Here is a 14080-nt window from a genome sequence, read left to right as displayed (position 1 = left end):
GACGCGGGCTGTGTCTGATGGCCTCCGCTTCGCTCCGGCGTGCCCGCGGGCCATTCAGGCGCGCTCGCTGGGCACGCGCCGGATCGGCGTCGCCGTGCTCGTCGGGGTCTCCTAGACTGGCTCGCCGTGCCTGCACCCGCCCCGGCTTCCGACGCCGTGTCCGCCGATCTCCTGCGCGCCCAGCAGAATGCGGTCGTGGAGATGGTGTCGATCGGTCCGGTCGCCGAGGAGCTCGCGGCGCGGTTCGCGGCGGCCGGTCACCGCCTCTACCTGGTGGGCGGCAGCGTCCGCGATGCGCTGCTCGATCGTGACATCTCGGACCTGGACTTCACCACCGACGCCCGCCCCGACGCCGTCCTCGCGGTGCTGAAGGGCTGGACGGACGCGATCTGGGACACCGGGATCGCCTTCGGCACGATCGGCGCGCGCCGCCGCGGCACCACGGTCGAGATCACGACCTTCCGCGCCGACGCCTACGACCGCGTGACGCGCAACCCCGTCGTGCGCTTCGGCGACACGATCGAGGCCGACCTGGTCCGCCGCGACTTCACCGTCAACGCCATGGCCGTGGAGCTCACCGGCGAGCAGCGGCGATTCGTCGACCCGCACGGGGGGCTCGCGGCGCTCGCGGCCGGCACGCTCGACACCCCGGCCACGCCGCAGGAGTCGTTCGCCGACGACCCCCTGCGGATGCTGCGGGCCGCGCGGTTTGTCTCCCAGCTGGGTCTCACCCCGGCGCCACGGGTTCTCGTCGCGATGACGGAGATGGCGGGCGAGCTGAGCCGCATCACCCGGGAGCGCGTGCAGACCGAGCTGTCGAAGCTGCTGCTCGGCACCCACCCGCGCCGTGCGATCGAGCTGATGGTCGACACCGGGCTGTGCGAGCACGTGCTGCCCGAGGTGCCCGCGATGCGGCTGGCCATCGACGAGCACATGCAGCACAAGGACGTCTACACGCACTCGCTGGTCGTCATGGAGCAGGCGATCGACCGCGAGACCGACGGGCCGGACCTCGTGCTGCGCCTCGCCGCGCTCCTGCACGACATCGGCAAGCCCGACACGCGGCGCAAGGAGCCGGACGGCCGGGTGAGCTTCCACCACCACGAGGTGGTCGGCGCGAAGATGGTCCGCAGGCGCCTGCGCGAGCTGCGCTACCCCAAGTCGGTGGTCGACGACGTCGCCCAGCTGGTGTTCCTGCACCTGCGCTTCCACGGCTACTCCGGCGGCGAGTGGACCGACTCCGCGGTCCGCCGCTACGTCGCGGATGCGGGTCCGCTGCTCGAGCGGCTGCACAAGCTGGTGCGCTCGGACTGCACCACCCGCAACCGCCGCCGGGCGGCCGCCCTGCAGCGCAGCTACGACTCGCTGGAGGAGCGGATCTCCCGCCTGCGCGAGCAGGAGGCGCTCGACGCCATCCGCCCCGACCTGGACGGCAACGACATCATGGCGCTGCTCGGGCTCCCGCCGGGCCCGCAGGTCGGCAAGGCCTACAAGCACCTGCTGGCCCTGCGCATGGAGCGGGGGCCGCTGTCCCGTGAGGAGGCCGAGGCCGAGCTCCGTGCCTGGGCGGCGGAGAACGGCGTGGACACGGGATCCGCATGACAAACGGCACTTTCGTCGGCTAGCGATCCCCGCCGGAAGTCCGTTGGGTAAGTCGGTGGATCCAGGTTCGCGCTGCGTGCGCCGGGCGGCGGCCCTCGTACCGGCTGTACTCGGGTCGTCGACCGGTGCGCGCAGCGTGGAGCTGGGCCGCCGAATTATTCGGCGGACTTCCGGCGGGGGACACTAAGTCCCGACGAGAGTGCCGTTCGTCCGGGTGGGAGCGCTCACGTACCGGGGGTCGATTCCCGCTTCCGGCGCAGCTGCAGGTCGTGGGCCACCAGTCCCAGCACGTAGAGCAGCGCGGCGCCGGCCAGGAGCAGAGGCGCGCGGCCGTCCGGCGGGCTGAGCAGGGCAGCGGCGGCGACGGCCACGACGTACCCGACGTTGAACACGATGTCGTAGAGGGCGAACACCCGGCCCAGCACCTCGTCGCCGACCTCGCCCTGCACGGCCGCGTCGGTGCAGAGCTTGACGATCTGGCCGGTGAGGCCGAGCACGAACGCCGCCGCGAGCACCGCGGGCAGCGAGAGCAGCACGGCGGTCGTGAGCTGGGTGGCGGTGGCCACCAGCAGCGCCACCCGAACCGTGCGCGGGCGCCCCCACCGGCGCACCATCCACGGCGTGAGCAGCGCGGCGATGCCCAGCCCCGCCGCGGCGAGCACCACCGCCTGGCCGAGACCGGCCATCCCGGTGAGCAGCGGGCCGGCGTCGGCGAAGGCGTAGCGGAACAGCAGCAGGGACAGCAGCGTCGAGATGCCGAACGCGAGGCGGTGCGTCGCGAGCGCCACGAACGACGCCGCCACGGAAGGGGTCGCGATCGTGGCCCGGGCGCCGTCGGCGAAGCCGTGCAGCACGCTGCCGACCGTGCTCGGCCGCCCGTCCGTCCGGTCGGGGCCGAGCCTGCCCCGGGGGAAGCCCGCGGCGAGCGCGGCGGCGACCAGCGACCCGACGATCGCCGTGAGCGTCACGGCACCCGATCCGGCGTCGCCGGTGCCGATCAGCTCGCGCAGGCCGATCGCGCTCGCCCCACCGAGTGCCGCGGTCGCGGCCCCGGCGGTGACCGCGAAGGTGTTGGCCTCCACCAGGTGCCGGCGCGGCACGACGTGCGGCAGCGCCACCGAGAGCCCGGCCAGCACGAAGCGGCTCACCCCGGCCACGGCGAGCGCGGGCAGGTAGAGCGCCGGACCGGTGCCGCCGGCCACGACCACGGCGGCCACGACCACCACCAGCGCCGCGCGCACGAGGTTGGCGCCCAGCAGGACGCGCCTGCGGTCCCAGCGGTCGAGCAGCGCGCCGGCGAACGGCCCGATCACCGAGTAGGGCAGGAGCAGCACGGCGAGCCCGGCCGCGACGGCGAGCGGGTCGGCCTGGCGTTCCGGGTTGAACAGCACCGCGCCGCCGAGCGCGGCCTGGAACATGCCGTCGGCCCACTGCGTGGTGAAGCGCACAGCGAGCAGTCGCCGGTACCCCCGCGTGCGCACCAGCCGGGCGAAACCCAGGCGTTCGGGCCGCACCGCGGCGGCCGCCTCGGGGGCGGCGGGCGGCGGAGGTCCCGAAGTCGGCACGGCCGCAGGCTACGCGCCGCGGCGGGTGCGACGATGTGGCACGTGGTGGACGAGCGCTCCCGTTCTGGTTCCGTTCCCGGTTTCGAGGTGGCGCCCGGCACGTTGCTGGTGGCCGCCCCCGGCCTGCTCGACCCCCACTTCCGGCGCACGGTCATCTACATGATCGAGCACCGGGCGCGCGGGAGCCTCGGCGTGGTGCTCAACCGGCCGAGCGAGGTCACCGTCCGCGACGTGCTCCCGGCGTGGGCGGCCCTGTCCTCCCAGCCGCCCGCGGTGTTCGTCGGCGGGCCGGTGGAGGGCGAGACGGCCCTGTGCCTCGCCGCGGTGCGCACCGGACAGGACCCGGACGCCGTCGACGGACTCGTCACCGTGCGCGGGCCGGTGGCCCTGGTCGACCTCGACGCCGACCCGTCGGCCATCGCGCCCCGGCTGCGTGGCCTGCGCGTGTTCGCCGGCTACTCGGGCTGGGACGCGGGCCAGCTCGAGGGCGAGATCGAGCGCGGCGACTGGATCGTCGTGCCCGCCATCCCCGACGACGTGCTGGCCCAGCACGACACGGGTCTCTGGCAGCACGTGCTGCGCCGGCAGGGGATGCCCCTCGCGCTGCTGGCGACCTACCCCCTGGACGTGCGCACGAACTAGCGGGTGATCCCACTCGTCGGCCCGCTTCGATCACGAGGCGGAGAACGGTGTGAGCCGCACGACGGGCGCTCGCGATCGCGCTCACGTGCTTCTCGGCTGGTGATCGCCAGGAGTGGTGTGAGGGCGTCAGGTCTGTCGCCCTCGTACCACTTCTGCTGATCATGGCCGGTCGCGTTCCGCGGAACGCAACCGCGGTCGCGGTCGCGGTCGCATGGTGTCGACGTGGCGGCGAATTCTCCTGTGGGCGCGCCGTTCCCGGCTCTCGGCCGCTGCCGCCCGCCTCGGCCCCGTCCTCGGCGCAGTCGACCGGTTCCCCCGCCCCCGCCCGTCCGTGAGATGGCCGGGCTGGCTCAACCACCGAATGTCGTGGCCGGCCGGGCGGCCGTCCCCGACCTGGCCCAGGCCTGTTCCGGACGAGCCCGTCCCTGCTGGGTGGGTGCGCACCTGGCTGTGGTCCCGTTGCACCCCGTCCTGGTGATCATCGGACCGGTCCAGGCCAGTCCAGGCGCCCTTGATCGGTGGAAACGGGACATCCGCTGCGTGGGTGCGGCTCCGCTGCGTGGGTGCGGCTCAGGTCCCCCGGTTCGCTGATCAAGGCCGCGTCGGAGGGGTTGGGGAACGGCACCACAGCCATTGAGTGGCACCGGGCAGCGACGTTCTCGTCGTGGACCGGCCGGGGCCCGCGTCGGGGACGGCTGCCCGGGCGACCACGTCACTCGGTAGTTCTGCCGACAGGGCCACCTTCGGCGCCGGGGGCGGGTACGGCAGCGGGGCGAACCGTGCCGGCAAGAGCGCGGTGCGGACGCCTACGCCCGGCCGCCGGAGGCGCTCGGCGCGGGGCGGCAGCCGGCCACGAGGTCGCAGCCCGCGCACGTCCCCGCGCAGGCCGAGGGCGTCGGCGTGGGCGCGGGGACGGTCCGCGCGGCGCGGTCGCCTGCCACGCCCCCGACCCCGGTGAGCACGAAGACGCCGGCGAGGCTCACGGCGAGCAGCGTCCAGCCGAGCACACCGGAGGCGCCCGCCAGCAGGGCGACGCCGGCGGCGAGCGCCACCGCGCCCGCCGCGCCGAGCGGCGCCGAGGCCACCTGGTTCGCGATCGCGAACGCGGCGTCGGAGCGGAGGCTGGCGGAGGTGCGGACGCCTGCCCAGCGGTTGCGGCGCAGCCTGCGGCGCAGGCCGAGCACCGCGACCGTGAGCAGGGCGGCACCCAGCAGGACGAGCAGGGCGCCGAGGACGAGACGGACGGACTGCGGCACGGCGACCAGGCTACTGCGCGCACCCGGGCGCGGGTCGATCGCCAGCGGCGTTACCCTGGAGTCGTGGCCCGCCGACTCCTTCTCGAGGCCGCGCCGCACTGAGCGTGTCGCGTAGAGCACGCCCCGGCGCGGCCGACCCCTTCTGCTTCGGGCAGGGGGGTCTTCTGGTTTTCGGGCCACCACGGACTTCCCAGGAGCGGGACATGAGCACGGACACGACCGCAGCCGCGACGGAACGCGCCGGTGCCACGGGCAGCGACGGCGCGGACGGCGCACCGCCGTTCCGGTACGGCGCGGCGCTGGCCGCGCGGATCGAGAACAGCTGGCAGGACCGGTGGGCGGCCGAGGGCACCTTCCAGGCGCCCAACCCCACCGGGGAGTGGGCCGCGCCGGGCGGGGTCGGACCGGACAAGACCTACCTGCTGGACATGTTCCCCTACCCCTCCGGGTCCGGGTTGCACGTCGGGCACCCGCTGGGCTTCATCGGCACCGACGTACTGGGCCGCTACCTGCGCATGACCGGCCGCACGGTGCTGCACGCGATGGGCTTCGACGCGTTCGGGCTGCCCGCCGAGCAGTACGCCGTGCAGACGGGCACGCACCCGCGCACGACCACTGAGGAGAACATCAAGCGCTACCAGGCGCAGCTGCGCCAGCTGGGGCTGGCCCACGACGAGCGTCGCTCCGTGGCCACCACCGACGTCGAGTTCTACCGCTGGACGCAGTGGATCTTCCTGCAGATCTACAACGCCTGGTACGACGAGGCGCAGCGCAAGGCGCGCCCGATCGCCGAGCTGGAGGCGGAGCTCGCCGGCGGCACCCGCCCCACCCCGGACGGCCGTGCGTGGGCGGAGCTGACGGCGGCCGAGCGCCGCGCCGTCGTCGACGGGCACCGCCTGGCCTACATCTCCGAGGCGCCGGTGAACTGGTGCCCGGGGCTGGGCACCGTGCTGGCCAACGAGGAGGTCACCGCCGACGGGCGCAGCGAGCGGGGCAACTTCCCCGTGTTCCGCCGCAACCTGAAGCAGTGGATGATGCGGATCACGGCCTACGCGGACCGCCTGATCGACGACCTGGACCGGCTCGACTGGTCCGACGCGGTCAAGACGATGCAGCGCAACTGGATCGGCCGCTCCGAGGGCGCGCAGGTGCGGTTCGCCACCACCAGCGCCGACATCGAGGTCTTCACCACCCGCCCGGACACGCTGTTCGGCGCCACCTACATGGTGCTGGCGCCGGAGCACCCGCTCGTGGACGCGATCGTCCCGCAGGCCTGGCCCGAGGGCGTCGACGACCGCTGGACCGGGGGCGTATCCGACCCCGCCACGGCCGTGCGCACCTACCGCGAGGCCGCTGCGCGCAAGTCCGAGCTGGACCGCCAGGAGAACCGGGAGAAGACCGGCGTCTTCACCGGCGCCTACGCCACGAATCCCGTGAACGGGCAGCAGCTGCCGGTCTTCGTCGCCGACTACGTCCTGATGGGCTACGGCACGGGCGCGATCATGGCGGTCCCCGGCCAGGACCAGCGCGACTGGGACTTCGCCGAGGCGTTCGGGCTGCCGATCGTGCGCACGGTGCAGCCGAGCGAGGGCTTCGACGGCGCCGCGTTCACCGGCGACGGCCCGGCGATCAACTCGGCGAACGCCGAGATCAGCCTCAACGGCATGGGCGTCGCCGAGGCGAAGCACGCCATCACCGAGTGGCTGGCGGCACGCGGCGCCGGCGAGGCGGTCGTCCAGTACAAGCTGCGGGACTGGCTGTTCTCGCGGCAGCGCTACTGGGGCGAGCCGTTCCCGATCGTCTGGGACGAGGACGGGCCGATCCCGCTGCCCGACGACCAGCTGCCGGTGGAGCTGCCGGAGATCGGCGACTACTCCCCCAAGACCTACGACCCGGACGCCGCCGACTCCGAGCCGGAGCCGCCGCTGTCGCGCGCGTCCGAGTGGGTGGAGGTGGAGCTGGACCTGGGCGACGGGCCGAAGCGCTACCGGCGCGAGACCAACACGATGCCCCAGTGGGCCGGCTCGTGCTGGTACTACCTGCGCTACCTGGACCCGCGGAACCACCAGCGGTTCGTCGACCCCGAGGTCGAGAAGTACTGGCTGGGCAAGGACCCGTCGCGCCCGAACGACCCCGGCGGTGTCGACCTGTACGTCGGCGGGATGGAGCACGCGGTGCTGCACCTGCTGTACGCGCGGTTCTGGCACAAGGTGCTCTTCGACCTGGGCCAGGTCAGCTCCGAGGAGCCGTTCCGCCGGCTGGTCAACCAGGGCTACATCCAGGCCTTCGCCTACACCGACGCCCGCGGCACCTACGTGCCGGCCGACGAGGTCGTCGAGGACGCCGAGGGCCGTTTCACGTGGAACGGTCAGCCGGTCCGGCGCGAGTACGGGAAGATGGGCAAGTCGCTGCGCAACGTGGTGACCCCCGACGAGATGTGCGCGCGCTACGGCGCCGACACGTTCCGCCTGTACGAGATGTCCACCGGCCCGATGGAGGTCTCGCGGCCCTGGTCGACCCGGGACGTGGTGGGTTCGCAGCGGTTCCTGCAGCGGGTGTGGCGCAACCTGGTCGACGAGCAGACGGGGCAGGTGCGCGTCACCGACGCGGAGCCCGACACCGAGACGCTGCGCCTGCTGCACCGTGTGATCGCGGGCGTGCACGACGACCTCGCCGCGCTGCACTACAACACGGCCGCGGCCAAGCTGATCGAGCTGAACAACCACCTGACCAAGACCTACGCCGCCGTGGGCGTGCCGCGCAGCGTGGCCGAGCCGCTGGTGCTGATGATGGCGCCGCTGACGCCGCACATCGCCGAGGAGCTGTGGTCGCTGCTGGGCCACGAGGGATCGCTGGCGCACGGCCCGTTCCCGGTGGCGGACGAGCAGTACCTCGTGGCCGAGACGGTCGAGTACCCGATCCAGGTCAACGGCAAGGTGCGCTCGCGCATCACCGTGCCCGCGGACGCGTCCGGTGAGCAGGTGCAGGCCGCGGCCCTCGCCGAGGAGAAGGTGGCGGGGATGCTGGACGGGCGGGAGCCGCGCAAGGTGATCGTCGTGCCCGGCCGGCTGGTCAACGTGGTGGTGTGACGCCGAGCGGCGCCGCACCGCGATCCTTCCGAGAAGCACATGGATGTCGTGCGGGCAGTGCTGGCGTACCGCTCGGAACGATCAGGGAGCGATGATCGCGACGAGAGGTACACCACGGTCGATCTGGTGACCATCACGTGCGGTTCGGATCGATCACCGCCGCTACTTCGGCTTCCGGCCCAGCGCCCCGGCGACGATCACCGCGGCCCAGATCCCCAGCGGGATGGCCGGCCAGAACGCGATGAGGTCGCCGTTCACGAGCGACGTGGTGCCCCAGATCGCGAGCATGATCACCGCACCGCCCAGCCAGTCGCGCCACTCGCTCTGCCAGGTGTGCCGGGACTCCTTCTTCGGGACCGCCGGGGGCCCGGCTTCCCGGACCGCCGGTAGGTCGGCGGTGACGGAGTCGAGCTCGCCGTAGGTGCGAGCGGCGTACGCGGAGCGCAGGCGGGAGTCGTACTCGGTGAGGTCGAGGCGGCCCTCGTCCACGGCGACGCGGAGCCGTTCGGCAGTGGCCGACCGCTCGGCATCGGAGACGCGCAGCCGGCTCCGGTCGGCATCGGAGGTCACGTTCGCGATGGTACGAGCGCTGGGGGTGTTGCGGCATCGGTCTGCCGGTGGATCCGGCGCTCCGTCCTTCGAGGTACCTCTGCACGGATCTGCCGGCAACGGGGTGGAAGCCCGGAGCCGCGCGGGCGGTGATCGCGAGTATCGGTTGTCCATGGTTGCCACCACAGCGATAACGACCCGAAACTCGCGATCTTGAGGGTCAGCGTGCGCGCTGCAGGACCCAGCGGCCCGAATCGATCTCGAAATTCCGATCCGGCCCCAGCCAGCGCCCGGTCATCGAGCGACCGGTGGGGTCGAGTACCAGCTGCAGGATGCCGTGGTAGACCGCTCCCCGGTAGTAGCCATCGGGTGCAGTGCGCTCGGTCCGGTTCCCGGTGACGAGCAGGCCGTCGGCGACGAGGTCGAGCTCGAGCGTGCCGTTCGGGGTCGGGTCGCTTCGTCCGACGAGCCGACCGCGCTCGGGGCGCACCACGATGCGGTGCGTCCCGTCGAGTTCCTGCCCGCGTCCGGTGCTCACGTAGGTGTAGCGGCATCCGGCCCGCTGCCGTCACCGGCCGTGTCGGCGGCGTGCTCCCCCCAGCCGGCCACCAGGTCGCTGACGGCGCAGCCGTAGAGCTGGGCCAGCCGGTCCAGGACGAGCAGCGACGGCATGTGGCCGGTCGGGCTCGGCCAGTTCTCCCAGTAGGAGATGTTCTTGAAGGTCTTGGGGTCGTCGGGCCAGCGCCGGTTCCACTCCTGCGCCGTGATGGCCTGCGTCCAGCCGTGGGCGAGCCGCATCGCGACGCGGGCGTTCAGCCCGTAGCGGTCCCGGAGGGTCGTGGCGATCTCGGTACGGGCGCGGCCGTCGGCGCGCAGGGACTCGTCCTGTGCAGGACCACGAGGAACCCCCGCCCGAGTGGCGGCTGCCGGTCGAGTTGGCCGCGATGCCCGAGGTGTGGCGGACGCTGCTGGAGCGGCACGTCAGCGGTCGGGACGGTCGGTGTCGCGGCGGCTGCTCCCAGGTGCGGACGGCGCCGCGGTGGCCGTGCACGCTGTACCGGGCAGCGGCGCACGCCCGGCGGATCGCGGGGCAGCCGTGATCGCGCGGGCCTCAGGGGCCGGCCGGGCGCAGGACGAGCTCGGTGAGCGCGGCGTCGTCCGGCGCGGTGACGGCCAGCAGCACGGCGCCGGCCACCGACTCCGGGCGCAGGTAGGACTCCGGGCGGTAGTCGCCGCCCTCCTGCGCGACGACCTCGCGCTGCATCTGCGTGTCCACCCGGCCCGGGTGCACCGAGGTGACCCGCACGCCGTTGCCGGCCTCCTCTGCCCGCAGCGCGTCGGCGAACGCCCGCAGCGCGAACTTGCTCGCGGCGTAGGACGCCCATCCCGCACGCGCGCTGAGCCCGGCACCGGAGTTGAGCAGGACGACCCGGCCCCCCGCCGCGCGCAGGGCGGGCAGGAGCAGCCGGGTGAGCTCGGCGACGGCGACGACGTTGATCTCGAACTGGCGGCGCCAGGTGCTCGCGGGGGTTTCGGCGACCGTGCCGAGCAATCCGACACCGGCGGAGTGCACGAGGACGTCCAGCCGTTCGATGCCCCCCGCGGCCTCGGCGAGGGCGCGGCCGTCGGTGAGGTCGACCGGCCACGGCCGGGAGCCCGGCAGCTCGACGGCCAGCGCGTGCAGGGCCGCGGAGTCGCGCCCGCCCAGCAGCACGTCGTGGCCAGGGGCGAGCGCCCGGGCGACGGCCGCGCCGATCCCGCGGGAGGCCCCCGTGACGAGGGCGAGGGGTCGCAGCTCGGGCCCGATCACGACCAGGGACTCTAGTGCGTGATCACGCCGCCGGCGCACCCCGCCGCCCGTCGGGGCGGCGACGGGGTGCGTCGGCCGGGAGCGGACGCCCTAGATCCGGCGTGCGGAGTTGTACTTCATCTTGCTCATGTCCGACACCTTCACCGGGCTCTTCCGGTTGCTGGCGTGCACGATCTTGCCGTCGCCGATGTAGATGCCGACGTGGCTGACCGGCTTGTAGAAGAACACCAGGTCGCCGGGGCGCAGCTCGTCGCGCGAGACGGGGGTGCCGACCTTCGACATCGCCCGGCTGGTGCGCGGCAGCGAGACCCCGGCCTTGTCGTAGGCCCACTTGACCAGGCCCGAGCAGTCGAAGGAGCTCGGGCCGGTGGCGCCGTAGCGGTAGGGCGAGCCGAGCTTGCCCATCGCGTTCTGGACCGCGGACGAGCGGGCCGCGGCCGCCGGGGCGACGAAGGCGGGCGAGGCGGGGGCGGGGATCGACTTGGCGACCGGGGTGACGGTCGCGACCTCCGGCGCAGCGGGTGCGGCTGCCGCGGGCAGCACGCCGACGAAGGTGGCCGCCGCGGCGGACACGGCGACGACGGCGGCGCGGGTGGCCAGTGCGGGGAGATGGTGTGGCACGGGTGGTCCTCGGGGTGAGCACCACCGGACAGGAGCCACGGGCCGGGGGAGCCCGCGGCGCCGGCGGGGTGCGCGCGTGCACAGCCGTGCACCTCTCGCTCGTGCACCTCGTGGCCGTGCCGCACCCCGCCCGTCCGGCGGTGACCCTGCGCCCATCGCTCCGGTTGAGCGCTGGTGGCGCGGGGCCGTCCGGCACATTACGAACGCATTTCGATGCGTTGCCATGACGCATCTCTCAATCCGGGCTGTGCAATCCGGTGAGCCTGCTCACCGGTTGTTGCACACGAAAAGACCAGCGGTGCCCCGTTGAGCTGCGTCGGGGCTCGGTGGAGGAGGTCGACCCGGGTGACCTGCGCCACCGGGAGTGTCGATATCAGTTCGTTATTGAGGCAAACGAGTGAACTTGGTTCCGGAACGGCAGCGCAGGCGGTCGCGCGAAAAGGTTTCGGATCTGAAGCAAAAAGTCGGCCCCGGCGGTGGCGCGGGGCCACGGCCGGGGCCGACTGGGTCGGTGCGGTGCGAAGGGGCTAGCCCTCCCGCTCGCCGCGGATGAACTCCTCCACCGCCTGCCGCGCGACGTCGTCGCTGTACTGCTCGGGCGGCGACTTCATGAAGTAGCTCGACGCCGACAGGATCGGGCCGCCGATGCCGCGGTCCTTGGCGATCTTGGCCGCGCGCACGGCGTCGATGATGATGCCCGCCGAGTTGGGCGAGTCCCAGACCTCGAGCTTGTACTCGAGGCTGAGCGGCACGTCGCCGAAGGCGCGTCCCTCGAGCCGCACGTAGGCCCACTTGCGGTCGTCGAGCCAGGCGACGTAGTCCGACGGGCCGATGTGGACGTTGTCCTTGCCCAGGTCGCGGTCGACCTGGGAGGTGACCGACTGGGTCTTGGAGACCTTCTTCGACTCGAGCCGCTCGAGCTCCTTCATGTTCAGGAAGTCCATGTTCCCGCCCACGTTGAGCTGCATCGTGCGGTCGAGCTGCACGCCGCGGTCCTCGAACAGCCGGGCCAGGACGCGGTGGGTGATCGTGGCGCCGACCTGGCTCTTGATGTCGTCGCCGACGATCGGCACGCCCGCCACGCGGAACTTCTCGGCCCACACGGGGTCGGAGGCGATGAACACCGGGAGCGCGTTGACGAACGCGACGCCGGCGTCGAGGGCCGCCTGGGCGTAGAACCGGTCGGCCGCCTCGCTGCCCACCGGCAGGTAGGACACGAGCACGTCGGCGGCCGTGTCGCGCAGGACCTGCGCCACGTCCACCGGCTCCTCGTCGGACTCGCTGATGGTCTCCCGGTAGAAGCGACCGAGGGCGTCGAGCGTGTGGCCGCGCTGCACAGGCACGCCCAGCGGCGGCACGTCGGCGATCTTGATGGTGTTGTTCTCGCTCGCCGAGATCGCCTCGGACAGGTCGCGCCCCACCTTCTTGGCGTCGACGTCGAACGCGGCGACGAACGTGACGTCCCGCACGTGGTAGCCACCGAAGTCGACGTGCATCAGGCCGGGCACGCGGGTGGCCGGGTCGGCGTCCGCGTAGTAGTGCACGCCCTGCACGAGCGACGCCGCGCAGTTACCCACGCCGACGACGGCGACACGGACCTCACTCATGGCGGTTCCTTCTCTCGTCGTGAAGAGTCTTCGTCCTGGGCGGCGCGTTCGGTGGCGATCAGCTCGTTGAGCCACCGCACCTCGCGCTCGCAGGTGTCGAGCCCCAGCTGGTGGAGCTGCTGGGTGTAGTTGTCGATCTGCTCCCGCGCCCGGCCCAGCGCCGTGCGCAGCCCCTCGCGGCGCTCCTCGACCGCACGTCGGCGCCCCTCGAGGATCCGCATCCGCGCCTCGGCGGGGGTGCGGGAGAAGAACGCGAGGTGCACGCCGAAGGCGTCGTCGTCCCACGCCTGGGGGCCGGCCTCGGTGAGCAGCTCGGCGAGGCGCTCCTTGCCCTCGGCGGTGATGCGGTACACCCGCCTGCTGCGCCGCGACCAGCTGCCCGCCTCGGGTGCGGGTTGCTCCGGGTCCTCGACGATGAGGCCGGCGCGGGTGAGGCGGCGCAGCGCCGGGTAGAGCGAGCCGTAGGAGAACAGCCGGAAGCCGCCCAGCCGCAGCCCGAGCTCCTTGCGCAGCTCGTAGCCGTGCACCGGCGCCTCCTGGAGCAGGCCGAGGATCGCCAGCTCCAGCACGACGACCTCCTCCCGTTGCCGACCGATAGCGTAGCCGAGTATATCGACCCGATACATCTCTCCGCTGGTTCGCCGAGCGTTCCCGGACGCCCGGTCGCCGATCGACCCGACGGAGTGCGAGGCGTTCTCCCCGGCGCCAGGGGCGCTCCGCGTACCCTGACCGGGTGCGCACCCAGCGGCAGGTGGTCGACTACGCGTTGCAGCGCCGCGCGCTGCTCGCCGAGGTCCACTCCGGTCGGGTCGGGGTCGCCGAGGTCTGCGACGCGAGCCCGTACCTGCTCCGAGCAGCTCGGTTCCACGGCGAGCCGACGGAGCGGACCTGCCCGGTCTGCCGCAAGGAGCGCCTCACCCAGGTCTCCTGGATCTTCGGCGACGAGCTCAAGCACGCCGCCGGATCGGCCCGCGCACCGGAGGAGCTCGAGCAGCTGGCGAACCTGCACGCCGACTTCTCCGTGTACGTGGTCGAGGTCTGCCGCACCTGCAGCTGGAACCACCTGGTCCTGTCCTACGTGATGGGAACAGGGGACGCTCCCGAGCGCCGCGGTCGCGGATCCGATCGACGCAGGACAGCCGCCGAGTGACCGCACACCATCCCCCGAACCCCCCGGAGCAGCGGTGAGTGATCAGCGCGACCCCCGGTTCGACGCGCCGAGGGGCCGGCCCCACAACCCACAGGGCCGCCCGCCACCGCGTCCCCCACGCGCCGGTGGCCCGATGCCCGGCCCCTATGGCGGCCCGCCTCCCCAGGGCCGTCCGCCGCGCAGGCCCGC

Annotated in this window: 14 protein-coding genes; 5 read left to right on the top strand and 9 right to left on the bottom strand. The window is 73.0% G+C overall.

Going from position 1 to position 14080, the window contains the following annotated elements; all coding sequences use genetic code 11:
* The first annotated feature begins 126 nt into the window (after nucleotides 1-126).
* Complete coding sequence (locus FB558_RS14440; RefSeq protein WP_246106429.1) at nucleotides 127-1602, top strand: CCA tRNA nucleotidyltransferase; 1476 nt, start codon at nucleotides 127-129, stop codon at nucleotides 1600-1602.
* Nucleotides 1603-1826: 224 nt separating this feature from the next.
* On the opposite strand, the gene FB558_RS14435 is transcribed toward FB558_RS14440, so the two are convergent.
* On the bottom strand, nucleotides 1827-3167 hold the full coding sequence (locus tag FB558_RS14435) for an MFS transporter (protein WP_246106428.1): 1341 nt from the start codon (nucleotides 3165-3167) through the stop codon (nucleotides 1827-1829).
* Nucleotides 3168-3200: 33 nt separating this feature from the next.
* Here FB558_RS14435 and FB558_RS14430 point away from each other — a divergent pair, with 33 nt between their 5' ends.
* Complete coding sequence (locus tag FB558_RS14430) at nucleotides 3201-3809, top strand: YqgE/AlgH family protein (RefSeq protein WP_142052926.1); 609 nt, start codon at nucleotides 3201-3203, stop codon at nucleotides 3807-3809.
* 806 nt (nucleotides 3810-4615) lie between these two features.
* Here FB558_RS14430 and FB558_RS14425 read toward each other — a convergent pair.
* Entirely contained in the window at nucleotides 4616-5065 is a 450-nt protein-coding gene (locus FB558_RS14425; RefSeq protein WP_170231303.1) for an SdpI family protein, read from the bottom strand.
* Nucleotides 5066-5268: 203 nt separating this feature from the next.
* Here FB558_RS14425 and leuS point away from each other — a divergent pair, with 203 nt between their 5' ends.
* The gene (leuS, locus tag FB558_RS14420; RefSeq protein ID WP_142052923.1) at nucleotides 5269-8154 is read left to right on the top strand and encodes a leucine--tRNA ligase; all 2886 of its coding nucleotides are present in this window, start codon (nucleotides 5269-5271) and stop codon (nucleotides 8152-8154) included.
* Between the two features lie 162 nt (nucleotides 8155-8316).
* On the opposite strand, the gene FB558_RS14415 is transcribed toward leuS, so the two are convergent.
* The 3 genes from FB558_RS14415 to FB558_RS14405 all read right to left on the bottom strand — a co-directional run bounded on the left by FB558_RS14415 (nucleotide 8317) and on the right by FB558_RS14405 (nucleotide 9501).
* The gene (locus tag FB558_RS14415) at nucleotides 8317-8724 is read right to left on the bottom strand and encodes a DUF1707 SHOCT-like domain-containing protein (protein ID WP_246106427.1); all 408 of its coding nucleotides are present in this window, start codon (nucleotides 8722-8724) and stop codon (nucleotides 8317-8319) included.
* A gap of 199 nt (nucleotides 8725-8923) precedes the next feature.
* The gene (locus FB558_RS14410; protein ID WP_142052920.1) at nucleotides 8924-9241 is read right to left on the bottom strand and encodes a DNA-binding protein; all 318 of its coding nucleotides are present in this window, start codon (nucleotides 9239-9241) and stop codon (nucleotides 8924-8926) included.
* Nucleotides 9238-9501, bottom strand: coding sequence for a hypothetical protein (locus FB558_RS14405; protein WP_142052916.1), 264 nt, complete (start codon nucleotides 9499-9501; stop codon nucleotides 9238-9240). The genes FB558_RS14410 and FB558_RS14405 overlap by 4 nt, the downstream gene beginning before the upstream one ends.
* An 89-nt stretch (nucleotides 9502-9590) precedes the next feature.
* On the opposite strand from FB558_RS14405, the gene FB558_RS14400 reads away from it, so the two are divergent.
* On the top strand, nucleotides 9591-9803 hold the full coding sequence (locus tag FB558_RS14400) for a hypothetical protein (RefSeq protein ID WP_142052913.1): 213 nt from the start codon (nucleotides 9591-9593) through the stop codon (nucleotides 9801-9803).
* Between the two features lie 11 nt (nucleotides 9804-9814).
* Here the strand turns inward: FB558_RS14400 and FB558_RS14395 are convergent, their stop codons facing one another.
* From FB558_RS14395 to FB558_RS14380, 4 genes are all read right to left on the bottom strand, one after another.
* Nucleotides 9815-10513, bottom strand: a complete 699-nt coding sequence (locus FB558_RS14395) for an SDR family oxidoreductase (RefSeq protein WP_246106426.1) — start codon at nucleotides 10511-10513, stop codon at nucleotides 9815-9817.
* Between the two features lie 90 nt (nucleotides 10514-10603).
* The gene (locus FB558_RS45675) at nucleotides 10604-11134 is read right to left on the bottom strand and encodes a C40 family peptidase (RefSeq protein WP_425468002.1); all 531 of its coding nucleotides are present in this window, start codon (nucleotides 11132-11134) and stop codon (nucleotides 10604-10606) included.
* 527 nt (nucleotides 11135-11661) lie between these two features.
* Nucleotides 11662-12741 (bottom strand): inositol-3-phosphate synthase, encoded by a 1080-nt coding sequence (locus tag FB558_RS14385; RefSeq protein ID WP_142052907.1) that lies wholly within the window; start codon nucleotides 12739-12741, stop codon nucleotides 11662-11664.
* Nucleotides 12738-13310 (bottom strand): PadR family transcriptional regulator, encoded by a 573-nt coding sequence (locus tag FB558_RS14380; protein WP_142052904.1) that lies wholly within the window; start codon nucleotides 13308-13310, stop codon nucleotides 12738-12740. The genes FB558_RS14385 and FB558_RS14380 overlap by 4 nt, the downstream gene beginning before the upstream one ends.
* 164 nt (nucleotides 13311-13474) lie before the next feature.
* Between FB558_RS14380 and FB558_RS14375 the strand changes: the two genes are divergently transcribed.
* Complete coding sequence (locus tag FB558_RS14375; protein ID WP_142052902.1) at nucleotides 13475-13891, top strand: DUF5318 domain-containing protein; 417 nt, start codon at nucleotides 13475-13477, stop codon at nucleotides 13889-13891.
* Nucleotides 13892-14080: the final 189 nt, after the last annotated feature.

Origin of the sequence: Pseudonocardia kunmingensis, from assembly GCF_006716445.1 — a bacterium.
GTDB lineage: Bacteria > Actinomycetota > Actinomycetes > Mycobacteriales > Pseudonocardiaceae > Pseudonocardia > Pseudonocardia kunmingensis.
The sequence above is the reverse complement of the archived record's forward strand: the minus strand, read 5'-3'. Positions and strand labels throughout refer to the sequence as shown.

Coding starts and splice junctions, on each gene's coding strand:
- FB558_RS14430 (WP_142052926.1), top strand. CDS start 3,201: ATGTGGCACGTGGTGGACGAGCGCTCCCGTTCTGGTTCCGTTCCCGGT.
- leuS (WP_142052923.1), top strand. CDS start 5,269: ATGAGCACGGACACGACCGCAGCCGCGACGGAACGCGCCGGTGCCACG.
- FB558_RS14385 (WP_142052907.1), bottom strand. CDS start 12,741: ATGAGTGAGGTCCGTGTCGCCGTCGTCGGCGTGGGTAACTGCGCGGCG.
- FB558_RS14405 (WP_142052916.1), bottom strand. CDS start 9,501: ATGCGGCTCGCCCACGGCTGGACGCAGGCCATCACGGCGCAGGAGTGG.